The organism is Paraburkholderia acidicola (assembly GCF_002362315.1).
GTDB classification, from domain to species: Bacteria; Pseudomonadota; Gammaproteobacteria; order Burkholderiales; family Burkholderiaceae; genus Paraburkholderia; species Paraburkholderia acidicola.
In genome coordinates this window covers 1,127,239-1,151,199 of sequence record NZ_MTZV01000006.1, presented here as the reverse complement: position 1 = coordinate 1,151,199, position 23,961 = coordinate 1,127,239, and the positions used below count along the sequence as shown (strand labels likewise).

The 23,961-nt window shown below is 62.2% G+C and carries 22 protein-coding genes; 11 read left to right on the top strand and 11 right to left on the bottom strand.

What is annotated here, in order from left to right; all coding sequences use genetic code 11:
* Positions 1–335: 335 nt before the first annotated feature.
* The 3 genes from BWP39_RS23880 to speB all read left to right on the top strand — a co-directional run bounded on the left by BWP39_RS23880 (position 336) and on the right by speB (position 3,476).
* Complete coding sequence (locus tag BWP39_RS23880) at positions 336–887, top strand: cupin domain-containing protein (protein WP_096724691.1); 552 nt, start codon at positions 336–338, stop codon at positions 885–887.
* A 45-nt stretch (positions 888–932) separates the two neighbouring features.
* On the top strand, positions 933–2,423 hold the full coding sequence (locus BWP39_RS23875; RefSeq protein WP_096724689.1) for an aldehyde dehydrogenase: 1,491 nt from the start codon (positions 933–935) through the stop codon (positions 2,421–2,423).
* 90 nt (positions 2,424–2,513) lie between these two features.
* Positions 2,514–3,476: an agmatinase gene (speB, locus tag BWP39_RS23870; protein ID WP_096724687.1), complete on the top strand. Its 963-nt coding sequence runs from the start codon at positions 2,514–2,516 to the stop codon at positions 3,474–3,476.
* 112 nt (positions 3,477–3,588) lie between these two features.
* On the opposite strand, the gene BWP39_RS23865 is transcribed toward speB, so the two are convergent.
* The 7 genes from BWP39_RS23865 to BWP39_RS23835 all read right to left on the bottom strand — a co-directional run bounded on the left by BWP39_RS23865 (position 3,589) and on the right by BWP39_RS23835 (position 11,081).
* Positions 3,589–4,821, bottom strand: coding sequence for an MFS transporter (locus tag BWP39_RS23865; protein ID WP_096724685.1), 1,233 nt, complete (start codon positions 4,819–4,821; stop codon positions 3,589–3,591).
* Positions 4,818–5,351 (bottom strand): MarR family winged helix-turn-helix transcriptional regulator, encoded by a 534-nt coding sequence (locus BWP39_RS23860; RefSeq protein WP_096724683.1) that lies wholly within the window; start codon positions 5,349–5,351, stop codon positions 4,818–4,820. Before BWP39_RS23860 ends, BWP39_RS23865 begins: the two co-directional genes overlap by 4 nt.
* A gap of 90 nt (positions 5,352–5,441) precedes the next feature.
* A complete protein-coding gene (locus tag BWP39_RS23855) occupies positions 5,442–7,127 on the bottom strand; it encodes a PA domain-containing protein (protein ID WP_096724681.1) in 1,686 nt (561 codons plus the stop codon).
* Complete coding sequence (locus BWP39_RS23850; protein ID WP_133116923.1) at positions 7,124–7,483, bottom strand: hypothetical protein; 360 nt, start codon at positions 7,481–7,483, stop codon at positions 7,124–7,126. The genes BWP39_RS23855 and BWP39_RS23850 overlap by 4 nt, the downstream gene beginning before the upstream one ends.
* Before the next feature lie 167 nt (positions 7,484–7,650).
* The gene (locus tag BWP39_RS23845; protein ID WP_096726134.1) at positions 7,651–8,424 is read right to left on the bottom strand and encodes a cyclase family protein; all 774 of its coding nucleotides are present in this window, start codon (positions 8,422–8,424) and stop codon (positions 7,651–7,653) included.
* Positions 8,425–8,458: 34 nt separating this feature from the next.
* Positions 8,459–9,787 carry a fumarylacetoacetase gene (gene fahA, locus BWP39_RS23840; RefSeq protein ID WP_207557066.1) on the bottom strand — a complete coding sequence of 443 codons (1,329 nt, stop codon included), beginning with the start codon at positions 9,785–9,787 and terminating at the stop codon, positions 8,459–8,461.
* Between the two features lie 67 nt (positions 9,788–9,854).
* The gene (locus BWP39_RS23835; protein ID WP_157915176.1) at positions 9,855–11,081 is read right to left on the bottom strand and encodes an MFS transporter; all 1,227 of its coding nucleotides are present in this window, start codon (positions 11,079–11,081) and stop codon (positions 9,855–9,857) included.
* Between the two features lie 210 nt (positions 11,082–11,291).
* Here BWP39_RS23835 and BWP39_RS23830 point away from each other — a divergent pair, with 210 nt between their 5' ends.
* Positions 11,292–12,023, top strand: coding sequence for a TetR/AcrR family transcriptional regulator (locus tag BWP39_RS23830; protein WP_096724675.1), 732 nt, complete (start codon positions 11,292–11,294; stop codon positions 12,021–12,023).
* A gap of 70 nt (positions 12,024–12,093) precedes the next feature.
* Here BWP39_RS23830 and BWP39_RS23825 read toward each other — a convergent pair whose 3' ends face one another.
* On the bottom strand, positions 12,094–13,206 hold the full coding sequence (locus BWP39_RS23825) for a porin (RefSeq protein ID WP_096724673.1): 1,113 nt from the start codon (positions 13,204–13,206) through the stop codon (positions 12,094–12,096).
* 345 nt (positions 13,207–13,551) lie between these two features.
* On the opposite strand from BWP39_RS23825, the gene BWP39_RS23820 reads away from it, so the two are divergent.
* Positions 13,552–13,809 carry a hypothetical protein gene (locus BWP39_RS23820; protein ID WP_096726132.1) on the top strand — a complete coding sequence of 86 codons (258 nt, stop codon included), beginning with the start codon at positions 13,552–13,554 and terminating at the stop codon, positions 13,807–13,809.
* 30 nt (positions 13,810–13,839) lie between these two features.
* Here BWP39_RS23820 and BWP39_RS23815 read toward each other — a convergent pair whose 3' ends face one another.
* Positions 13,840–14,163 (bottom strand): thioredoxin family protein, encoded by a 324-nt coding sequence (locus BWP39_RS23815; protein WP_096724670.1) that lies wholly within the window; start codon positions 14,161–14,163, stop codon positions 13,840–13,842.
* Between the two features lie 89 nt (positions 14,164–14,252).
* Positions 14,253–15,188: a LysR family transcriptional regulator gene (locus tag BWP39_RS23810; protein ID WP_096724668.1), complete on the bottom strand. Its 936-nt coding sequence runs from the start codon at positions 15,186–15,188 to the stop codon at positions 14,253–14,255.
* Between the two features lie 160 nt (positions 15,189–15,348).
* On the opposite strand from BWP39_RS23810, the gene BWP39_RS23805 reads away from it, so the two are divergent.
* Genes BWP39_RS23805 through BWP39_RS23790 form a run of 4 tightly spaced genes read left to right on the top strand, consistent with a single transcriptional unit; the run spans position 15,349 to position 19,916 of the window.
* On the top strand, positions 15,349–16,413 hold the full coding sequence (locus BWP39_RS23805) for a porin (protein ID WP_096724666.1): 1,065 nt from the start codon (positions 15,349–15,351) through the stop codon (positions 16,411–16,413).
* 53 nt (positions 16,414–16,466) lie between these two features.
* Positions 16,467–17,516 (top strand): alpha/beta hydrolase, encoded by a 1,050-nt coding sequence (locus BWP39_RS23800; protein WP_170043930.1) that lies wholly within the window; start codon positions 16,467–16,469, stop codon positions 17,514–17,516.
* Positions 17,513–18,874, top strand: coding sequence for an MFS transporter (locus BWP39_RS23795; RefSeq protein ID WP_096726131.1), 1,362 nt, complete (start codon positions 17,513–17,515; stop codon positions 18,872–18,874). The genes BWP39_RS23800 and BWP39_RS23795 overlap by 4 nt, the downstream gene beginning before the upstream one ends.
* A gap of 34 nt (positions 18,875–18,908) precedes the next feature.
* Entirely contained in the window at positions 18,909–19,916 is a 1,008-nt protein-coding gene (locus BWP39_RS23790) for a hypothetical protein (RefSeq protein WP_096726130.1), read from the top strand.
* A gap of 82 nt (positions 19,917–19,998) precedes the next feature.
* Here the strand turns inward: BWP39_RS23790 and BWP39_RS23785 are convergent, their stop codons facing one another.
* Entirely contained in the window at positions 19,999–20,865 is an 867-nt protein-coding gene (locus BWP39_RS23785; protein WP_096724662.1) for a TetR/AcrR family transcriptional regulator, read from the bottom strand.
* A 226-nt stretch (positions 20,866–21,091) separates the two neighbouring features.
* On the opposite strand from BWP39_RS23785, the gene BWP39_RS23780 reads away from it, so the two are divergent.
* Together BWP39_RS23780 and BWP39_RS23775 are read left to right on the top strand one after the other, a co-directional pair.
* The gene (locus BWP39_RS23780) at positions 21,092–22,273 is read left to right on the top strand and encodes an isovaleryl-CoA dehydrogenase (RefSeq protein ID WP_096724660.1); all 1,182 of its coding nucleotides are present in this window, start codon (positions 21,092–21,094) and stop codon (positions 22,271–22,273) included.
* 73 nt (positions 22,274–22,346) lie between these two features.
* Positions 22,347–23,954, top strand: coding sequence for a carboxyl transferase domain-containing protein (locus BWP39_RS23775; RefSeq protein ID WP_096724658.1), 1,608 nt, complete (start codon positions 22,347–22,349; stop codon positions 23,952–23,954).
* Positions 23,955–23,961: the final 7 nt, after the last annotated feature.

The following is a 23,961-nucleotide window of genomic DNA, read 5'->3' as shown; positions in this document are numbered from 1 at the left end:
GAAACGTGACGCCGGTCTTGTCGTTCATGGTGCGGCCCGGCAGTTTCGCTGCACCGCAAAAGCTTTGCAGGGAGGCGCTGACGACCGCATGACGACGACCTGTAGTTCAGGATATACGAGTCAAAAATGCCGTCAAATGCTTTTTGCGAAACCTTCATCAGGGCTTACCCGAGGCATTCTACCTGACTATGCAGGATGGGAATGGCGCTTGCGGAAGCGATTATTTCGCTTGGCTTTCGGGGTTTTCCCAGGCAGCGCATGCAATAAAGTGATTAGAATATTCAACACTCGCGTGCCGCATTTCGCGCCCGCCCCTTTGTTCTACGAGCGTATCGATGTCCATCGAAGTAGCGACCCGCCTGCAGTACATCCGCAAGAAGCATGGTCTGTCGCAGCGCGAGCTGGCCAAACGCGCGGGCGTGACGAACGGCACGATCTCGCTGATCGAGCAGAATCGCGTGAGCCCGTCGGTGGGTTCGCTGAAGAAACTGCTCGAGTCGATTCCGATGAGCCTCGCCGAATTCTTCACGTTCGAAGTGGAGGCGAGTCGTGGTGTTGTGTCGCGCCGCGTGGATATGCCGAATCTCGGCAATGAATCGATCGAGTTCTACCTCGCGGGTTCCGGCATGAAGGACCGCAACATGTGCATCATGCGCGAGGTGTATCAGCCGCTTTCCGATACCGGCCCGGAGATGCTGCAGCACGCAGGGCATGAGGGCGGCATCGTGGTGAGCGGTCAGCTCGAGCTGACCGTCAACGAAACGACATGGCTGCTTGATCCCGGTGACAGCTATTACTTCGAGAGCCGTTTTCCACACCGTTTTCGCAATCCCAGCGCGGAGCAGGTCTGCGAAGTCGTGTCGGCCAATTCGCCACCAACCTTCTAGGCCGCGCCAACGCGTTCGCTGTACTCACAACATTGAGGCATCCCGATGGACACGAAATCACTGGCTTACTGGCAGGACAAGGCCGCTACGCTTTCGATCGAAGGCCGCGCGTTTATCGATGGTGCGTATCGCGATGCGCACGATGGGCGTACGTTCGACTGCGTGAGCCCGATCGACGGCAAGCTGCTCGCGAAGGTGGCCGATAGCGGCGCCGCGGATGTCGATGCCGCAGTCGCCGCCGCGCGCCGTGCGTTCGATGCACGCGTGTGGTCCGGTCTCAATCCGCGTAAGCGCAAGTCGGTGCTGCTGCGCTGGGCCAAGCTGATGCGCGAGCATCGCGACGAACTGTCGCTGCTCGAAACGCTCGATGCTGGCAAGCCGATCGCCGACACGACGAGCGTCGACGTGCCGGGCGCGGCGTATTGCGTCGAGTGGTATGCCGAAGCGATCGATAAGGTGGGCGGCGAGGTGGTGCCGTCCGATCATCATCTGGTCGGTCTCGTCACGCGCGAGCCGATTGGTGTCGTGGCAGCGGTCGTACCGTGGAATTTTCCGCTGCTAATGGCCGCGTGGAAATTCGGTCCAGCGCTTGCAGCGGGCAACAGTGTCGTGCTCAAACCGTCGGAGAAATCGCCGCTCACCGCGATCCGCGTCGCCCAGCTCGCGCTCGACGCGGGCATTCCGGCCGGTGTCTTCAACGTCGTGCCGGGCGGCGGCGAGCCGGGCAAGCTGCTCGCGCTGCATGCGGATGTCGATTGCCTCGCGTTCACCGGATCGACGAATGTCGGCAAGCTGATCATGCAGTACGCCGGGCAATCGAATCTGAAACGCGTGTGGCTCGAACTGGGCGGCAAGTCGCCGAACATCGTGTTGCCCGATTGTCCAGATCTCGATCGCGCGGCTAACGCTGCGGCAGGTGCGATTTTCTACAACATGGGCGAGATGTGTACGGCGGGTTCGCGTCTGCTCGTGCATCGTGACATCAAGGATGCGTTTCTTGAACGGCTCGCGGTGGCTGCACGTGGGTATACACCGGGCAATCCGCTCGATCCGCAGACGTCGATGGGCGCAATCGTCGATCAGGTGCAGCTCGATCGTGTGCTCGGTTATATCGAGGCCGGTCGCGCGGAAGCGAAATTGCTGCTGGGTGGTTCGCCTGTGAAGCAGGAGAGCGGTGGCTTTTATATCGAGCCGACTGTGTTCGATGTGAAGCCCGACGCGAAGATCGCACGTGAAGAAATTTTCGGGCCGGTGCTGTCGGTGATTACGTTCGATAGCGTGGAAGAAGCGGTACAGATTGCGAATGACAGCGACTACGGTCTTGCCGCCGCTGTGTGGACCGCCAATCTGACTACTGCACACGAAGTCGCGCGCAGCTTGCGAGCCGGAACGGTATGGGTCAACTGCTACGACGAAGGGGGCGACATGAATTTCCCGTTCGGCGGTTACAAACAATCGGGCAACGGCCGCGACAAGTCGTTGCACGCACTGGAGAAGTACACCGAGCTGAAATCCACGCTCGTCAGGTTGCGCTAAAGGATTCGCGTTCCCAATGAATCCGTCGCCGGCGGCGATGCTCACTACGACGTAACGCATACCGCCGGCCTGTTCCTGCAGGTTCACTCCATGACCGAACTGCTCTATGGCGACGGCGCAATACGCCGTCCGTCCCTTTACGGCTCCTCGATCGAAAACACTTATGCGGGCGTGCTGTCGTTCATGCGACGACGCTATACGCGCGAACTCGACGGTGTCGATGTCGTTGTGTCGGGCGTGCCGCTCGACCTTGCTACGACCTTCAGATCGGGCGCACGTCTCGGGCCTGCCGCTGTGCGCGCGGCGAGCGTGCAACTCTCGGAGCTGCATCCGTACCCGTGGGGCTTCAATCCGTTCGATGATCTCGCCGTGACCGACTATGGCGATTGCTGGTTCGACGCGCACAACCCGCTGACGATCAAACCTGCCATCGTCGAACACGCGCGTACGATCTTGCGTTCGAACGCGAAGATGCTGACGTTCGGCGGTGATCACTACATCACCTATCCGCTGCTGATTGCGCATGCGGAGAAGTACGGTAAGCCGTTGTCGCTGATTCACTTCGACGCGCACTGCGACACGTGGGCCGACGACAGTCCCGATAGCCTCAACCACGGGTCGATGTTCTACAAGGCGGTCAAGGACGGACTGATCGATCCGGCTACATCGGTACAGGTCGGTATCCGCACGTGGAACGACGATTTCATGGGCATCAATATTCTCGATGCCGCGTGGGTGCATGAGCATGGTGTACGCGCCGCGGTGGAGCGCATTGTGTCGATCGTCGGGGCGCGGCCGGCGTATCTGACGTTCGATATCGATTGTCTCGATCCGGCTTTTGCGCCGGGTACCGGTACGCCGGTGGCGGGTGGCTTGTCGTCGGCGCAGGGGCTGGCGATCGTGCGTGGACTGGGGGCGCTGAATCTGGTCGGGGCCGATGTTGTCGAGGTCGCGCCTGCGTACGATCAGAGCGAGATCACCGCGCTTGCGGCTGCGCATATTGCTTGCGATGTGTTGTGCCTGTGGCGGCAGCAGAAAGTTGGCGCCCGTTAACTGACGGTTGACGCTAACACAGCGCACGAAACCCTAGCGATGTAGAGCCGCCGCGATCGAACGACTCGCGGCGGCTCATACCGGCTCCTCGGACACCAGCAACCAATAAGGCTCAACCAGGCGACGACATTCGACCTGAGCGCCGTGAGCCTTCCCGTACACCGAGCGCGTATAAGGTCAGCGCGCCGCTGAGCAGCGCGAGCAGCCACATCAGCATATCGCTGCCGAATGCCTTCATCGCGTAGCCCGCGATGAGTGGTCCGACGATCGCCCCAAGGCCGAACGACATCGATATCAGGCGCATGCTGCGGCCGGGCTGTGCAGCGCCTGCGGAAGCTGCAGCCACCATGCCAAGCGTCAGGAATGCGCTGTTCGAACCACCCAGCAGCAGCGCGCTTGCCGCCGTTTGCCATGACGAAGATTCCGCAAGTACGAATCCGAGTGCGGCCAACGTATTCGCGGCCGCGGCGCTGACTACGGCGGCGGTTAGCCCTGCGCGATCGGCAAACCAGCCCACCGGAAACTGCAGCGCAATCGAGCCGACACCCAGGATGGTTAGCAGGGTCGCGGTTTGCGCACCGCTCATGCCGTGACCTGCAGCGAAGAGCGGCAGCAGCCCGAAGAGCGCACCGTCGCTGAGGCCGCCGACCGCAGCGACGACCATGCCGAGACACACCATGACGTCGATTGGCTCGACGTGCCACGATCGTAGAGTATGCAACGTACGCCGCGAGGGTACGGATTGGCGCTGCGACGTGCGTCGCGGCGTAACGTGACGGCGTCTGTCATAGGGTGTGAACCACAGAGGCAGTGCCGCGAGCAAGGTGAAGCCTGCGCCGGCCGCGAACGTGATGCGCCCGTCCACATCGGACCACGTCGCAAGCGCTGGAGCGATAACGCCCGAGGTCGCGATCAGCGCTTCATGTACACCGACTACGCGGCCGCTCGATTCAGGTGGAACGAGCCCGTACAGCCAGGTTTCGTTACCGATCCAGCGCAGGCCCAGACCGACGCCGATCAGTGTGCCAGGCACGATCCATAGCGGCCAGCTCACGAACCCCATCGCGGCAAACGCAACGAATGTCGCCGCGAGGCCGAGCATCACCGTTTGTTTGGCGCCGATGCGAGTGAGCAACGTTGGCGCAACTAGCAGACCCACCAGCATGCCCGCACATTGCGCGCTCGAAAACTGCCCGGCACGCGGCGCATCGAGTCCTTGATGTGCGAGCCAGATCGGCAGCACCATGAAGCCGAGCCCTGCCTGCGCGATCTGCGCGAACGTCGACACCGCGTTCAGCGCGGCGACTGAGCGCCAGTTCACCGCAGTCATGGCGTGGACATTCATGAAGCGCTCAGGGGCGGCATCGGCAGCCCTTGCTCGCGACACTCGACCGGACAACCGGCCTTTAAACAAGGGCCGTCGTCACAGAAGCGGCACAACTGCATAGCGTGTGCCGGATTGCGGGTTTCTTCCCAGAGGATCTTGATCAGCAGGTCTTCGAACGCAACGCGTTCATGATTGTCGAGACGCCCGACGATGCGCTTCAACATACGATCGCGAGCCGACCGCACGCGATTCATCTCGCGCTTGCCGGCCGCGGTGAGCACGAGGGCGACTGAGCGCCGGTCGTCGCCGGTTTTCTTTTCGACGAGACCCGCCTCGACGAGCCCCGCGACCGCACGAACCGCGGCCGGATGAGACAGGTCGACTGCTTCGCGCAGCACTTCGATCGACGAATCCGGGTACTGGCCGATTGCGTTCAGCATGGCGCGCGCGGTGGCGCCGGCCAGTGCGGGCGGCGTGTCCTGCCCGTTCATCTCGTCTGTGACCAGCACGGCCAGTACGCCGAGCAGATTTTCTGTGCGCTGGGTCATCGGGGCACCTCATTGTGTGCAACATGCATATATGCATGTTGCACACAATGAGTGGAGAATGCAAGTGCCGCGTACCCCGATGTGATGGACTTACTTGGTCTTCGTTGCGAGCGGCGGTATGCCTGTTGTCGTGGCGCACACGCCTACCTGCAGTTGCTGGGCCATCGTGATCAGGTGTTGTGCAGCCAGCGTACTCGCGTAGTTATTCACGCAGGACATGTATTCCGTCCCCAGCAGGCCGGGATTGAGCCGACAGACATTGGCTCTTGCCACGATGCTGGCGCCGGTGATTGCTCCACCGGCGGCAACGGCAGGTACGCCGGTGTCACACGCCGGCAGCAATCCTCCCGAAAGCAGTCCACCACCCAGCACACCGTTAGCGGTATTGCGCGTCCAGCCGATGTCTTTCAACGCCGCGGGAGTGAGGTCCAGCTTCAGGTTCGCCATCTGACCGCTCTGGGCCACGGGTTCCATCAGCGTATGCGGCTGCATCGTCAGATCCCAGTGCGACAGGCTCGAGCCCGGTTGTAAGGCTGGCGGTGCGTACATCATGCCTCGGCCCTGGTTGTCGGCCCCTTGGTACATGCCTGCTACGGTCGCCAGCGTCACACTGACGCCTGGAATACTCCCCTGCAGTTTCGTACCGTCGGCCTGGGCGAGGCTGACCGTTGGGATCGCATTGTTGGTGTAGCCATCCGTGAGGTAGGGCGCGGGCCCTGGCTGGTTACTCACGATGATGATGCCGCTGGCACCCGCGAGCTGGGCCTGAAAGGCCTTGGTGCCGCTGTTACACCCACCTGCAACGGCGAGTGCAATCAAGCCTGCAAGCGGGCCGCCATCACCACCGTTGCCGGTATTGATCAACGTCCCACAGCCTTGCGACGGGTTGGCGCTGCCGTCGCTGACCACCGAGACCTGGCCGACAAAATTACTGGCGGTGGCCGGAGGTCCGAAGTTCGCCATGCCGATCGAATAGCTCGTGGTCGACGCGCCCATCCTCGCGTTGAGCGACAACCGGTTCAACAGCACCAGCGGAATTTCCTGCGTCACGGTAGGCCCACCGTACACCAGCCCCTGACCGACGATCGACGCCTTGCGCTGAGCTGTCGTCATCGCATTCCAGTTCAGACCGGAAACGTGATCGAAGATCGGCGTTGAAAAGACGTCGCTCATATTGTTCAGCAATGCACCTGTGCTGACGTTGGTCGTGCTCGCGAAGCCCAGGCCGTGGGCAATTTCGTGCATGACGGTGTCGATGAAATCGGTGGTGCCTGCTGGCGCGTTGTCGTCGAGCCCGTAATACCAGGTCGTGCCGGCGAGGCAATTGGGTTGCCCGATATTGGCATTGAAGCTACTGACGATAGCCGCACCGCCGCTAAGCAGATCTGCGCCGTTTACCGCATTGGCCAACGCTGCGGGATACCAGGTGTTGGGGGTCGCGCTGGCATTGAAGTTATAGAGAACATAGGCGCTACGCGCTGAACCCAATACGGCGGTGGTCGCAGTGCATGCCAGCGCTGCAAAACTGGCCTGAACCTTGATCGGGACGGTGCTGTTTATCACGCTTCCCCACGCATCCGCGGCGTACTGGTAAGCGATCGTTCGTTGTTGACCCAGCGTCGTGCCGGGATTGCCGCCTACCGGTTGGACGACGGTGGGATCGTTAAGGCCTAGACCTGCCTGATCCACATTGACGATGACCATCTGGGTGGCTTGAACCGCGCCGGCTAGCGCTAGCAGGATCAACGCGGCAAGACCATTTCTTTGCATGCTCATGGCTGTTCTCCCAGCGGGCTGACTAGCGATTCAGGCATGCGCATGATGTAGCCACCGTGCGGTAGCGGGCGCAGGGTGGTCAGCGCCTCGGCTTCATTGCGCGGCAGCGGTGCGCCGTTTACAAACGTTCTGGATTGCGCGACCGATGTCTTGAGTTGATTGATTTCGTCCGCTGTAGCGGGCCGCAATTTATGGGTAACAGGATCGAGCGTGACGATTTCACTATTGCCCACTTCCTGACCTGAAGATAATGGAGCGTTCCTTGTTGAAGTTTGTGCAAGAACCGAACCGCTGATGAGTAGTGAAACCCCCAAAACCCATCGAGCTCCCGTGTAGCACCGTTGATAGCCACTCATATCGTTCTCCTGTGATCGAACGTAAAGTGCGCATCTCCACCTGCTGGAGCAGCGTGCCGAATCGCTTCGGTAAAAATATGATAGGTCTGATATTTCGGGGGGGATGGGTTTATCGGTCTTCAGATTTAATCAAATATGCATTTGGCATATGTGTGTTAATGCTTCACTCAATCCGCCAAAATCGCCACCGCCCGCGTCCACCCCGCACTGGCGTTCCGAATCTTCGCCGGAAAGCAGACCACAGTAAAACCATCCGCCGGCAGACTTTCCAGGTTGTGCAACTTCTCGATCTGACAGTAGCCCGCCTCGCGCCCGGCCTTGTGGCCTTCCCAGATCAAACTGGCGTCGCCCGTTTCTGCATAGCGCCGCGCGGTGTGAGAAAACGGCGCGTCCCAGCTCCATCCATCGGTACCGACCACCCGCACACCAAACGACGTGAGATGCAGCGTCGCGTCGCGGCCCATGCCGCAACCACTATGGATGTAGTCGGCTTCGCCGTAGCGTTCGCCGGCGCGCGTGTTGACGACGACGATTTCAAGCGGCTTCAGCGTGTGACCGATACGCGCCAGCTCGGCATCGATTTCCGCAGGCGTCACAACATGACCATCGGGCAGATGGCGGAAATCGAGCTTCACGCCGGGCTGCATGAACCATTCGAGCGGGACTTCGTCGATGGCGATGGCGCGCGCGCCGCCGTCCATCGTCGGGTGGTAGTGCCAGGGCGCGTCGATATGCGTGCCGTTATGTGTCGATAGCGTGACCGTTTCGACAGCCCAGCCCATCCGGTCCGGCAACTGATCGACGGTCATGCCGGGAAACGACGCGATCAGATCGACGGCCGAGGCTTCGTGTGTCGTGTAGCCGATCGAAGGTCGCATGAACGGCGGGTCGGAAAGCGTGTCGTTATCGAGGGCAATGGAAATGTCGATCAGTCTCGTCATGGTGTGCTCCATATGGGGGGAGGTGCGATAAGTGTCACGCGACAATCCGGCCGACGCACGAACCGAAGCCGATCGTGACGAATCCGGCGCGCTGGCAGCGTCCGTGAAAAGTGATTTCGTCGCCGTCCTGCAGGAACGCGCGCTGTTCGCCGTTGGGCAGCGTGACCGGCTGGGTACCGCCGAACGTCAGTTCAAGCAGGCTGCTCAACTGGTCGCGGGTCGGCCCGGAAATCGTCCCGGTACCGATCAGATCGCCTGGCAGCAGATCGCAGCCGCCCGAAGTGTGATGCGCGAGCATTTGCGCAGGCGTCCAGTACAGGTATTGCGCGTTCGAATGGATGATCTGGGTCGCCGGTAAGCCTGCTGCGCGCATCGCATCGGTCGACAACTGCACGCTGAGATCGACATCGATACCACCGTGGCGCTGATCGACCGCGTCGTGCAGATAGGGGAGCGGCTGCGGGTCAGAGGCAGGGCGTGTCATTGCGGGCACGCGGAACGGCGCGAGTGCATCGGCGGTCACGACCCACGGCGAGACGGACGTGCCGAAATTCTTGCTGAGGAACGGGCCGAGGGGAAACATCTCCCACCGCTGCACGTCGCGTGCCGACCAGTCATTGAGCAGGCTGAAGCCAACGATGTGGTCGCCGGCTCGCGCTATAGGAACCGGCTCGCCGAGCACATTACCTGCGCCGACATAGAAGCCCATTTCGAGTTCGAAATCGAGCCGCTGCGACGGGCCGAAGGTCGGTGCGCGATCGGCTGCGCCGCCTTGCTGACCATGCGGTCGACGGATCTGCGTACCGGACGGACGCACCGATGAAGCACGGCCGTGATACGCAATCGGTACCCACTTGTAGTTCGCGGGCAGCGGGTTCTCAGGTGTCAGTAGCGAGCCGGCCGCGATCGCGTGATGAATGCCTGAGTAAAAGTCGGTGTAATTACCGATCGCAGTCGGCAAATGCAACTGGCAGGCGGAAGCGGGATACAGCAATTGCTCGTGCAGCGCACGGGCGCGTGCGCCTTCGGCGCTCTTATCGTCGAGCAGCGCCGAAACCTGTTTGCGCAATTCACGCGATGGCGCCCGGCCTTGTGCGAAAAGGGCGTTCAGCGTACCGGTGCTCGCGAGATCGGCGGCTTTCGCGGCCAGTCCTTCGAGCAGTCCAAGCTGCTTCGCACGCGTCACGTCGAACACGCTCGCGCCGATCGCAATGCCGAAGTGGCGCGATACGGCAGGCGTGACCAGGTCGCTGCTAAAGATGCCGAACGGCAGATTCTGGATCGGGAAATCGGTATCGGGCGCGTTGGCGCTATCGACCCAGCTCGTCCGTTTTGGGTCGTGTGTGGCGTCGAGTTCGATCATGATGCGAGGGACCTCCAGTAACAATGATAAGACGACGCGAGACGCGCGTATGTCCGTGATTTACGGGTCATTTGAATGCGGCTTCGGCATGTGCGTTGCCGTTGTGCGCGGTGTCGGGCCGGCGCACCAGAAAACAGAACATCATCGAAACAAACGATGCCGCGGCAAGTGCGGTCCAGGCGTTTGTGTACCCGTAGCGGGTAGCAACCCAGCCGTAGAGAGCGGGCAGCGTTACGCCGCCAACTGCGACGATCGTCAGCATCAATCCGCACGCAGTCGGTATGTCGGACAACTCGATCTCGTCGCGATACAGCCCCGGCATGGCGATCCACGGGACGAACGCGAGAATGCCCATTCCGCCGATCGCGGCAGCGGCAATCAGCAGACCGGTGGCGCCAAGATGCGGGATGAGGATGAGCGCGACGGATTCGATGATCAATGCGCCGACCATCGTCGGTATCACGCCGAACACTTTGTCCGCGAGCCAGCCACCCACTGCGCCGCCGACGGCGCCCGCTGTCAGCAGTACGACGCCGAGCGAATTCGCTGCGGCGGGTTCGAGTTGCAGATGCGTGACGCCATAGGCGGGCAGCAGTTGGGCAGCGGTGAAATAGCTGCCGTAAGCGCCCAGAAAACTCAACCCGAGCAACCACAGGTTGCGATTACCAAACGTGCGTCGCAACGCAGCGAGGTTGAGATGATTGCCGGCGACGCCGCGCGCGCTGTCGCGTGCATCGAGCGGCACGGGGAACAGCCAGAGGAGCGCGACGAACGTAATCGCTCCCACGGTGGCACCGAGCAGCAACGCTGCGCGCCAGCCGAGCGCCGCGACGATATCGGTCCACAGATACAACCCGAGCGACGCACCGACCGTAAACGCGACACCGGTGATGAGCCCGTTGGCTGTTGCGAGCTCGTGGTCGCGGAACCAGGCGGTCGTCAGACCGATCGCACTGCCGATATAAACCGAGCCACCCACACCGCAGATAAACCGCCCGACCAGCAGCACGTCATAGCTATGCGCCGCGGCTGACAGAACGGTGCCGGCTGTTTCGACCGCGATACCGAAGAGCATCGCGAAGCGCATGCCGTACGCTTCGGCGAGCATCCCGCCTGGAATATGCGCGAGCCCGTAACCAGCGATAAACATGCCGATCACAACACCCACTTGCGGCAGCGAGAGATGCAGGTCCGCAATCAGGCCGCCGAACGCCGGCACGAGGTTGAACCAGTTGAGCGTGAACTGCAAAAACGACACGAAGATGATCGCGAGCGCGACCCAGCGGCTGTTCATGCGCATGCTCGGTCTCCGCGAGCGAGGTCACGCCGGGATGGACGTTGCTTATCACGCAGCAGCACGTTGGCGTTCCAGCAGATGGCCATACAATGTCTCCTGATTCCGAACACCCGATATTGCTTGTATGAGTGAAGTTTGCACGAGTGTACAATATTTTATTTGTACGTGTGTGAATCCACATGCGCGTCACTGAACCCCGATCGATTCATGGCAAATAGACCTCGACTCCAACCCGACACCGCGACGCGGCGTAAGCCGTCGGCCCGCAAACCGTCTGCGGGCACCCGGCCTCATCGGTCCGTCATCCCTGCGGAAGAGGCGTCACGCCCGGACCGGCGTGCCGAGATTCTGCGCAGCGCGGAAATCCTGATCGCGCAGCACGGCTATCACGCCGTGTCGGTGCGGGACATCGCCGCGCACGCTGGTGTGCCATTTGCGCTCGTCGGCTATTACTTCGGCAAGAAAAACGAACTGCTCAAAACGATGTTCGAGCATCGCAAGGCCTATATCACTGAGCGGATGGCGCGCATGCGGGAGGTGGACACATCGCGCGACAATCCGCAGGCGGTGGAGGACATCGTGCGCGCGTGGGCGGAACCGGTGGTCGCGTTGCGCACCGATGAGGATGGCGAGTCTTTTTCCGTGCTGGTGGCGCGAACCATGTGGGAGCCCGGCGAGGAGGCGAGCGCGATCCAGCAGGAGTATTACGATCCGCTCGCGACGCTCTTCATCGATGTGATGTGTAAGGCATTGCCGGGCACGAAGCGGGACACCGTGGTGTGGGGCTATGAGTTCGCGCTGGGCGCGTTGTTGATGCTGGTGGCCGACCGGCGCGTCGAACGGCTGTCGAAGCACGGTGCGACATGGGGCGACCCGAAGCAGTGCGAGCGGCTGATCCGCTTTCTCACTGAGGGCTTTCTGTCGATGGCGAAAAAATAGCAGCTCGAAAAACGGTGCGGCCGCCACGCAAAACCCGCAGCGGCCGCACTGATACCTCTATCAGACCCAATCAGAACAGATGCTGAATACCAGCATACACACCCGACTGGCTATGACCGACGATCGGGTTATCGGTCGACACCGTATCGCCGGCGGCATTCGCATTCAGGCCGAAGTTCGCCGACTTGCTGTTCTGCACCGTCGCGATCTGCATGTCGAGCAGCGTCCGCTTGGACAGGTTGTAGGTGCCGCCGATCGTATAGATCGTCGCGTTGCCCGCATTCTTGTTCGCGTTGACGTGATACACGGCGGCGATCAGTGACGCAGCTGGTGTTGCCTGCCACGTCACGCCACCCCATTCGTGATCGAGCGTGGTCGGCGCGACGCCTGCCGTTGCGTCGCCGCCCGACGTGCGGATCGCCTGGTACGCACCCTGGATCTTGAACTTGCCAAGGAACACGTTAACGGCCGCCGTGTATTCGCGCGATGCGGTGAACGGATCGGTTAGCTGACCGTTCTGCGAATTGCGGATTTCGTCGTAGATACCGCGTACCTGGAAGAGCGGTGACGTATAAGTAAGCTGCAACCCGGCCCAGCGTCCCTGCGGCGTCGTGCCATTGCCGTTCCAGCTTGTCGAATTCGACAACGCGTACTGTCCGAACGCGTCGAACCCATCGATAGTCGGCGACTGGTACGAAATGTTGTTGCTCGAGTGCAGCCAGTTGCGTCCGCGTACCAGCGACGCCGACGACCAGTTCGATTGCCCGAACGGATCGAAGTCCCACACACCGTTCGAGATGAACAGTTCACGTCCGAGCAGCAACGTACCGAACTGACTACTCGCGATACCGACCGTCGCATAGCGATCGAACAGACCGTCGCTGCTGCCCTGGCCGTTCATCGTGTTGAACGCGCCTTCCAGATGGAATACCGCTGCATAACCGCCGCCCAGATCTTCGGTGCCTTTCATGCCCCACAGGCTCGTGCCCCAGTCGCCGCTTTCGGCGCGGAAGCGGCTGGCGCTGCCGGTCGCGCGGCTGTTCGGACCCGCACCGGTCGGTGCGCCTGACATGTATTCCACACCTGCATCCACGCGCCCATACAAGGTGACGCTGCTCTGCGCCTGGGCACCCGCCGCTGTGGCCAGCAATGCAGCCATCAGCGCTGTCTTCCTCTTTCTCATCTTTTTCTCCGTGTGATGTAGCGGACCGACCGCGTCCGCACCGGCTCAAGGTTGTTTGTCTATCGAGAGGCTACGTTGGGGATCGAATGCCGATGCCATGCGCGCCGTGAGTCGCTTCGCAGGGCGAATGCTCACTATGTGGGCGCATCGAGCTGCGCCGGCGTTTGAACCCGGCACACACTATAGGTCAGGTTTGTTGGGTCTGCAGTGGACCCCGACAGGCGTTACGAACATGTGGGAAAGGTGCGGAAAACGGGCGCCGCGCCAGCGGACGACGTGCGGCGTTCGTTGCCTCGGGATCGGAAATTGCTGAAGCAGTGGCATCCATCACTTCCGGTGCCGATCATGCGTTACAAGCTGATTCCTTCATTGCTCGCCGTGCTCGTCATGGCGACGGCCGCACATGCTGCGTATGCCGCGTCGCGCGACGAGCAGACCAAAGCCTGCAAGGCCGATGCACTACATTTCTGCGCGTCGGACATACCGAACAAACAGAAAATCACCGCGTGCATGAAGACGCATTACGACGAGCTGAGCCCGGGCTGCAAGACGATGTTCCACAAGCCGGCGGATGGGGGATCGAAGCGGCCTCTTAACCAATAACACGCGGTCGGCTGCAACGCTCGCTGGGCATCACTCCAGCGCGGCGAAGGCATCCTCGATCGATGTGCTGTCGGTCGGGCGCACGACGCGCGCAACTTCGCGGCCGTCGCGCAGAAAGATCAGCGTCGGCCATAGCTTGACCTTGAACGAGCGGCCGAGCGGCCGGCCGGGACCGTCTTCGATCTTCAGATGTCGCGCGACCGGATGGCGCGCCAGACCTTCTTCGATCAGCGGTCGCGCGCCCTGGCAATAGCCGCACCAGTCGGTGCCGAAATCGAGCACCACCACGCCGGTAAAGGCATCGACTTCGGCGCGTGTGGGGGCGGTCTGCGAGTAGGGTTGATCTGCTGCCATCGTTGCTCCGTGAACGGGTAGTCGTATCGGCATTCAATGTAGCGGAAAACGCACGATGTGACAGCGCGCGCCTGGAATCGTCGCTGCATTCAGCGTGCGCCGCGTGTCCGGTAATGCTCCAGCACGAAGTCGACAAAGCGGCTCGCCGCACCATTGCTGGCCGTGCCGTTCTGAAGTGCGTCGGGATAACCGAAGTGCAGCGGGGCAGTCAGCGCAGGGGGTTTCTTCAACCGGCAATACACGACACCGACCTGGCTGTAGCGCTGCATCGACGCGGGCACCAGCGTCACGCCGAGTCCCGCGGCCACGAGCCGGATGCCCAGCAACATGCGCGGCACCTCGCGGGCGATATTCGGCGAGAAGCCCGCTTGCCGGCATGCCGTGAGGATGTCGGCGTACATGCCTGGTGCACCGGGGCGGCGAACCAGAATGAAATCCTCGTTGGCGAGCGTGTCGAGTGCGACCTCGGGCGGCGTGGCGCGCCGACGCTTGAGCAGCGGATGACCGTCCGGCAGCACGACGACCATCGGTTCTTCGTCGAGCATCGCGAACGATAGTCCGGCAGGCCGTTCGACCGGTTTGCGCAGAAACGCGACGTGGACGAGACCGGTGATAAGCCGCTCGTTGACTTCGGCGGCATTGAGATCGGTGAGGTCGACGGCGACATCGGGATGCAGACGCCGGAATTCGCGGATCGCTTCGGTTGTGAGCGGATGAAAACCCGCCGAACTGGTCAGGCCGATTGCCACCGTGCCGATCTCGCCGCGCGCGATGCGCTTCGCGCGTTCGGCGGCCTGTTGCAGACCTTCGATGAGACGCTGCGCGTCCTGCGCAAACGCCTCGCCCGCCGGTGTCAGCACGACGCCGCGCGGCAGGCGCATGAACAGATCGAAACCCAGTTCCTCTTCGAGCAGGCGGACCTGCTGCGACAGCGGCGGCTGCTGCATCGCGAGGCGTTCGGCGGCGCGGGTGAACTGGCCTTCTTCGGCGACGGCCAGAAAGTAACGCAGGTGACGCAGTTCCATGTTGGCGGCTCCTCAGTGACCGATTGCTTGCCATATTTTATATGTATAGATATGGCATTGATTATGTATTTTACATTTACCACGGCCCCTCCTACGATCGTGCCCAACGCATCGCTGTACCAGCCGATGCGCACAAAAACAATCGACAGGAGACAGCACAATGAAGAAGCACTGCCTTGCCGCGAGTGTCGCGGCGGTTACCGGGGTGGCCTGCATACCGGCTCACGCGCAGTCGTCGGTCACGCTGTACGGGGTGATCGACACCAACATCGAGTTTCTCAACCATGCGGGCGCGAATGGCGGCAGCCTGGTCCGCGAGAACTCGGGCGGCCTCAGCAATTCGCGCTTCGGGTTTCGCGGCGTCGAGGACCTGGGCGGCGGCAACCATGCGTTCTTCGTGCTCGAAGCGGGGATCAACAGCAACGACGGCACCAATGCGACAGCCGGCACGCTGTTCAACCGGACCGCGGCAGTGGGCTTGTCGAATGCGTTTGGGTCGCTGTCGGCGGGTCTGCAGTACACCGCGATGTACGACGTACTCGAGCGTTACGACCCGATGGGCTATGCGCCGCAGTACACGTGGTTTCCGACCACCGGTTCGTCGGACGATCTCACGTACAAGGCACGGTTGAACAATTCGGTCAAATACGTCGGGCACTTCGGTGGTTTGACGACAATTGCGGACTACAGCTTCGGCGGCGATGCGACGTCGTTCCAGAGCAGCGCGGCGTACGGCGGTGGCCTCGAATACGACATCGGTGGGTTCTCGGCGGCGCTGGCCTACGACTACCGCAACGGCGCGATCAATTCGACTGGCTTGTGGTCGAAGACGCGCAACTGGAGCGCGTCGTTTCGCGACGACGTGAACGGCGCGCTCTCGGTGATGGGCGGCTACGAGCACTATCTGCTGAATCCGACGAAGGGCGCGACGGTGTCCGCTGCGTTGTGGTTCGGCGGTGTGCGCTATCTGTTTGCACCGGTGTTTCGGCTGACCGCTGCAACCTACTATCAGTCGAACAAGACGCACAACGTATCGAACTCGTGGATGGGTGTGCTGAGTGCGGACTACCTGCTGTCCAAGCGCACCGATCTGTACGCGACAGTTGCGTACGCGGCGGCGACACGCTATGCGAACGGCAGCTATACGCCGGTCGGTGTGACCGACGAAACCGCGTTTGCCTCGAACCAGACCGGCGTGACGCTAGGTATTCGCCATCGATTCTGAGCACAACGCGGCAGACAGGAGCAGACAGGATGAGTAGCAATGGATGGCGAAAGATGCGTCGCTTCGCAGCGGCGCAGTCCATCGCAATGGCGATCGCAGTCGCGCCCGCATTCGCACAGCACGAGTACCGGCCGAACCTGCATCCGGTTGGAACCATCGCGGACGCGCGCCTCGCGATCGACACGCCACAAGGGCACGCACAGTTCCCGCTGTACCTGTCGGCGGACTGGAACGTGCCGCAACCGCAGATCGAGCGCGCCGTAGTTGTGATTCACGGCAAGCTGCGCAATGCGGACGTGTACTTCCACACCGCGGAGAAAGCCCGCGAGCGCTCGGGCACCGACGCCGCTAACACGCTGCTCATCGCGCCGCAGTTTCTCGCGACGGTCGACACGCAGGTCCGCTCGCTGCCCGCCGATCTGCTGCGCTGGAAAGACAACGCATGGATGGGTGGCGAGGCAGCCGACGGTAGTGTGCCCCTCAGTTCGTACGCGGTACTCGATGCGATCGTCGCGCGGCTCGCGGACCGGCATCTGTTTCCAAACCTGAAGTACGTCGTGTTCGCCGGACACTCGGGCGGTGCACAGGTCGTGCAACGCTACGCGGTCGCCGCACACGATCTGCAGGCGCTGGCCGACGAAGACATCGACGTGCGCTACGTCGTATCGAGCCCGTCGTCGTATGCGTATTTCGATGCCCGGCGCCCGACCGCACAAGGCACGTTCGAGCCTTTCGATGCCGCTACCTGTCCGTCGTTCGATGCATGGAAATACGGCATGCAGGAACGGCCTTCGTATGTGAACGACCGCACGCCCGAGGCGCTCGAAGCGGCCTACGCGAAGCGTCACGTCGATTACCTGGTCGGCGGCCAGGACGACGATCCGGCCCATCCCGCGCTCGACAAAAGCTGCGCTGCCGAAGCACAGGGTTCGCAACGCGTCGTACGCGCCACGGCATACTTCGCCTATATGCAGGCCCGTCATCGGGACGGGCTGAACCAGCACTTCCACGTCGTACCCGGTGTCGGCCACAACGGCGCGCGGATGCTGACTTCGCCGTGCGCACTCGCGGCGATGTTCGGAACGGGACAATGCACGCCATGAACGACCTGTCTATCCATCCGCAAGACCGTAAGCAAGATGAAACCGTTGCGCAGCCGACGCTGAGCCGCGCGATGGTCCGGCGCGCGATCTTCGCTTCGGTGCTCGGCAACGGGCTCGAGTGGTTCGATTTTCTGATCTACGGCTACTTCTCGAAGATCATCGCGCAGGTGTTCTTTCCGGGTGACAACGCGTTCGTATCGATCGCATTGACGCTCGCGACGTTCGCTGTCGGCTTCCTGGTGCGTCCGCTCGGTGGCATCCTGCTTGGCCTCTATGCGGATCGCGTGGGGCGTCGCCGTGCGCTGTCGCTGCTGATCGTGTCGATGGCAGCGAGCACGCTGCTGATGGGCCTGACGCCGTCGTACGCGACGATCGGTATCGCTGCACCGTTGCTCATCGTGCTTGCGCGGTTGTTGCAGGGTTTATCGGTGGGCGGTCAGTTTGCGACCGCGTCGGCGATGCTGGTCGAATATGCGCCGCCCGGCAAGAAGATGTTCTACGGCAGTTTCAACATGTCGGCGCAGGCGTTTGCGCTGTTGCTGTCCTCCGGTGTGGGCTGGCTGCTGACGACCCAACTCTCGCACGCGCAGCTCGTGTCGTGGGGTTGGCGGTTGCCGTTTCTGATGGGTTCGCTGGCGGGACCGATGGGTTTCTACATCCGCCATCGCGTGGCTGAATCGCCGGAGTTCGAAGCGTTGCGTGGCCACACCGGCGATGCCCCGCAGCGCCAGTCGGTGCGTGAATTCTTCCGCGCCAACAGCGATGCCGTGATCTGCGCGATGGGTGTGATCATCGTCGGTGCGGCGACCAACTATGTCTGGCATTCGTACCTGTCGCTGTACGTCGAGCGGCAACTGCATCTGCCGCTGTCGACTGCGCTGCTCGGTGCGTTCGTATCGGGCGCGCTGAATCTCTTTCTGTTCCCGTTGTCGGGCAAGCTTGCCGATCGTTACGGACCGTACCGCTGCTTCTATCCAGTCGTGATCGCGTGGGTGCTCTGCGCGTACCCGCTGTTTCATTTCGTGATCACGCAGCCCACACCGCTGCATCTGTTCATCGCGCAGATGATCGCGACCGTGTTTCTCGCGGCGATGTCCGGTGCGCATCCCGGCATGCTTGCAACGCTTTTCCCGGTGCGCAACCGCTCGACCGGCGTTGCGCTGTCGTACAACATCGCGGTGACGCTGTTCGGCGGCCTTGCACCGCTGACGATCACCTGGCTCACGCATCTATCGGGCAGCAGTCTTACGCCGGCGTTCTATCTGATCTTCGCCGGTCTGGTTTCGCTAGCGATGGTGTATTTCACGAAGTCCGGACGCGAACCGGGAGTTTCGTCCGCTTCAGCCGATGCGCACTGAAGCGCCCGGTCGTCATCCTTATGAGTATTTCCGCATGACCCAGATTTTTCATCCCGACGACGAACGCGCACCGAACGAGCGCCCGGTGACGGTTGTTGCACCACAACGTATTGCGGTGAAGACCGCGGCGGGCGAGGGCGTCGTGCCGCTCTTCGCGACCGATGCATGGGACGCACCGCAATCGAGTGTGCGACACGTCGTGATCATGATGCACGGCCGCCTGCGCAACGCCGATACGTACTTCCGCCTCGTGCAGCAGGCACGCGAGGCAGCGGGCCAGGAGGCATCCGACACGCTGTTGATCGTGCCGCAATTCCTCGCTACCGCCGACGTGGATGCTCATCGTCTCGCACCCACCACGCTGCACTGGGACTGGACCGGCTGGATGGGCGGCGGCGCGGCGGTGGGCTCGGCACCGGTCAGCTCGTTCGACGTGCTCGATGCAATCCTGCATCGCCTCGCACAGCGCGATTGTTTTCCCGCGCTGGAGACGGTTGTGATCGCCGGTCATTCGGGCGGCGGCCAGGTGGCGCAGCGCTATGCGGTTGTGACGTGCGGTGAGACGCAGCTCACGGACGGTGGTGTCGCCGTGCGCTATGTGATTGCGAATCCTTCGTCGTATGTGTATTTCGACACGCTGCGGCCGGGTGCGGACGGCACCGCGTTCACGGCGTTCGACGACACGCGCTGCCCCGGTTTCAACGACTGGAAATACGGCCTGGACCGGCTACCGGCGTATGCACTCGAGACGATGCGCAGTGGTTCCGCAACCACACTCGAAGCCGCGTATGCGCGTCGCGATGTCGTGCTGCTGCTCGGTGGCGACGATAACGACCCGGCGCATCCGGCACTTGACACTTCCTGCGCGGCGCGCGCGCAGGGTGCGCACCGACTGGAGCGCGGCCGCGCGTATGCGCGCTATATGCGTATGCGTCATCCCGGAGAACTGAACCATTGCTTGTTCGAAGTGCCGGGCATAGCTCACGACGGCGCGGGAATGTTCACCTCTCCCGCGGGGCTCGCGGCGCTGTTCGGTCGCTAACGCGGCTGCACCAAGCCGGCCGCTTTCGCTCGCCGTCGACGGCCACGACGCCGCTTCAGGATTGATCTGACAGGGAGATGATTCAGGTTCGGCGTGCGGGTGCGTCGGTTGTCGCCTTGCCGCGTGGCGCCGCTTTCGCAGTCCCTTTCGACGCGGTTGCAGACGCTGTCGCCTCAGGTACCGCCAGCGCCGCTTCCGCCTGTTCGAGCCGGTTCATCGCTTCCCCCACCTCATGACGGAATTGCCGCAACGCCGCATGCGGCGCATCGGGCGGTTGCAATGCTGACCACAGCACATCGATCAACTGATCGGCGGTCGCTTCGATGTCGGTGGGCCGCTGGCCGAGCGTCGCGTCCCACAGCACGTGCTCCATCGGTCCGAACACCAGCGAACGCAGCAGCCGCAGCGGCATGTCGGCGCGCACCTGGCCGCTTTCCTGGCCGCGTGCGAGCACGGCCATCAACGGGGCCGTGTAGCGCCGCTGATGGTCGGTGAGCGCAACGCTCAGGTCGTGATGCTGCGCGCGGCCCTCGGAGAGCACGAGCGCGCATAGCCCGGTGCCGTTCACCAGCATCAAGCGCAAATGCATACGCACGATGAAAGCGAACTGCTGCCGCACGGTGCCGTCTTGCGGCAGACCGGCTTCGATTGCACCGATGATTTCGTCGTACCAGTCGCCGATCACATGCGCGCACAGCTCGCGCTTGCCGCGGAAATAACTGAATACCGTCGCCTCGGATACACCGAGCCGCTGCGCGATTTCCGCGGTGGTGGCGCGCTCGTAGCCTTTTTCCGAAAACACGTCCCGACCGGCCTGCAGGATTTCCTTCACGCGCTGCTGCGACTTGCGGCCGGCAGGCTGGCGCCGTGCCGCGGGCAGTTCGGGGCGCGCGGCAGCAGGTGGGGTGGAGCGCCGGCTGAGCGCCGGGGCCGTTTTCGGTGTGGTCATCGTATGAGTATTAGTCAGTTTCCGGTGCCAGAAAAAGCCGTAAGAAACGGGCTTGAGCGCCAGATTACAGCGCTTTCAGCCGCTTCGTGAATATCTGAGTATTACTCAAAAATTCCAAAAAATCTATTGACGCTTACGTAAATCTAGCGTGAAATTCGCGTTGCACGGACAGCGGTGCGGCAACAGGCACGGCACACGGTCCGAATCCCGAATCATGGAGACACAGATGAGCAATCTGCCCGGTTTGCAATTCCCGCTTGGTGAAGAGATCGAAATGCTGCGCGACACGGTCGCGTCGTTTGCGGCGAAGGAAATTGCGCCGCGCGCCGGCGAGATCGATCGCACCGACCAGTTCCCGATGGACCTGTGGCGCAAGTTCGGCGATCTCGGTGTGCTCGGCATGACGGTCGCGGAAGAATACGGCGGCGCGAACATGGGTTACACCGCGCACATGGTGGCGATGGAAGAGATTTCGCGGGCGTCGGCATCGGTCGGTTTGTCGTATGGCGCGCACTCCAACCTGTGCGTGAACCAGATTCACCGCAACGGCACGGCGGCGCAGAAACAGAAGTACCTGCCGAAGCTCGTCTCCGGTGAACACGTCGGTGCGCTTGCCATGAGCGAGCCGAACGCCGGGTCCGACGTGGTCAGCATGAAGCTGCGCGCAGAAAAGAAAGGCGACCACTACGTGCTGAACGGCACGAAGATGTGGATCACCAACGGCCCCGACTGCGACACGCTGGTCGTGTACGCGAAGACCGATCCCGAAGCGAATTCACGTGGCATTACCGCATTCATCGTCGAGAAAGGCATGAAGGGCTTTTCGGTTGCGCAGAAGCTCGACAAGCTCGGCATGCGCGGCTCGCACACGGGCGAACTGGTGTTCCAGGACGTCGAGGTACCGGAAGAAAATATCCTTGGTCAACTGAACGGCGGCGTGAAGGTGCTGATGAGCGGCCTCGACTACGAGCGCGCCGTGCTCGCGGGCGGCCCGACCGGCATCATGGTCGCGGTGATGGATGCGGTCGTGCCGTACATCCACGACCGCAAGCAGTTCGGCCAGGCAATCGGCGAATTCCAGTTGATCCAGGGCAAGGTCGCGGATCTCTACACGACGCTGCAGGCATGCCGCGCGTATCTGTACGCAGTGGGCCGGCAACTCGACACGATCGGCACGGATCACGTGCGCCAGGTACGCAAGGACTGCGCAGGCGTGATCCTCTACACCGCCGAAAAAGCAACGTGGATGGCCGGCGAGGCGATCCAGATTCTCGGTGGCAACGGCTATATCAACGAATACCCTGTCGGCCGCCTGTGGCGCGATGCGAAGCTGTATGAAATCGGCGCGGGCACAAGCGAAATCCGCCGCATGCTGATCGGCCGCGAACTCTTCGCCGAAACGCTGTAACCGATCCGCAGCAATCCGCAACGAACCTCAGCTAACGATAAGCACACCGCGCGTAGAACAGGAGTTTCCCGCCATGCCGATCATCGAAACCAGGCTGAACCCGCGCTCGGACGATTTCCGCGCCAATGCTGCCGCGCTCGAAGCGCTGGTCGCGGACCTGCGTGCGAAAGTCGACAAGCTCGCGCTGGGCGGCGGCGCGGCGGCACGCGACAAGCATGTCTCGCGCGGCAAGCTGTTGCCGCGCGACCGGATCGCACAACTGCTCGATCCGGGTACGCCGTTTCTCGAGCTGTCGCAACTCGCGGCGTACGGCATGTACAACGACGATGCGCCCGGCGCGGGCGTGATTACGGGCATCGGCCGCATCGCGGGGCAGGAATGCGTGATCGTCTGTAACGATGCGACCGTGAAGGGCGGCACCTACTACCCGGTCACCGTCAAGAAGCACGTGCGCGCGCAGGAAATCGCGGCAGAGAACCATCTGCCCTGCGTCTACCTCGTCGATTCGGGTGGCGCCAACCTGCCGAATCAGGACGACGTGTTTCCCGATCGCGATCACTTCGGTCGCATCTTCTACAACCAGGCGAATCTTTCCGCAGTGGGCATTCCGCAGATCGCGGTCGTGATGGGCTCGTGCACCGCAGGCGGCGCCTACGTACCGGCGATGAGCGACGAGTCGATCATCGTGAAGAACCAGGGGACGATTTTTCTGGGCGGCCCGCCGCTCGTGAAAGCGGCCACCGGCGAGGAAGTGAGCGCCGAAGACCTCGGTGGCGGCGACGTGCATACGCGGCTCTCCGGCGTGGTCGATCATCTCGCGCAGAACGATGCGCATGCGCTGGCTATCGCGCGCAGCATCGTGGGTAATCTGAATCGCCGTAAGGACGTGCCGGTCGCGCTGCAACCGGTCGTGCCGCCGCGCTACGACGTGAAGAGCCTCTACGGCGTGATTCCCGTCGATACGCGCAAGCCGTTCGACATTCGCGAGGTGATCGCGCGCATCGTCGACGATTCCGCCTTCGACGAATTCAAGGCCCGCTACGGCACGACGCTCGTCACCGGTTTCGCGCATATCTGGGGACATCCGGTCGGCATCATCGCCAACAACGGCATCCTGTTTTCTGAGTCGGCGCTCAAGGGCGCGCACTTCATCGAGCTGTGCAGCCAGCGCAAGATTCCGCTCGTGTTCCTGCAGAACATCACCGGCTTCATGGTTGGCCGCAAGTACGAGAACGAAGGGATCGCGCGTAATGGTGCAAAGATGGTAACCGCGGTCGCGACGGCGAAGGTGCCGAAGTTCACGGTGATCATCGGCGGGTCGTTTGGTGCTGGCAATTACGGCATGTGCGGGCGTGCGTACTCGCCGCGCTTCCTGTGGATGTGGCCGAATGCGCGCATCTCGGTGATGGGTGGCGAGCAGGCCGCGTCGGTGCTCGCGACGGTCAAGCGCGACGGTATCGAAGGGAAGGGCGGCACGTGGACTGCGGAGCAGGAAGAAGCCTTCAAGCAACCGATCCGCGAGCAGTACGAACACCAGGGGCATCCGTACTATGCGAGCGCGCGGCTGTGGGACGACGGCGTGATCGATCCCGCGCAGACGCGCGACGTGCTCGGCCTCGGGCTATCCGCAGCGATGAACGCGCCGATCGAAGACACGCGCTTCGGCGTGTTCCGGATGTAAAGCGCAA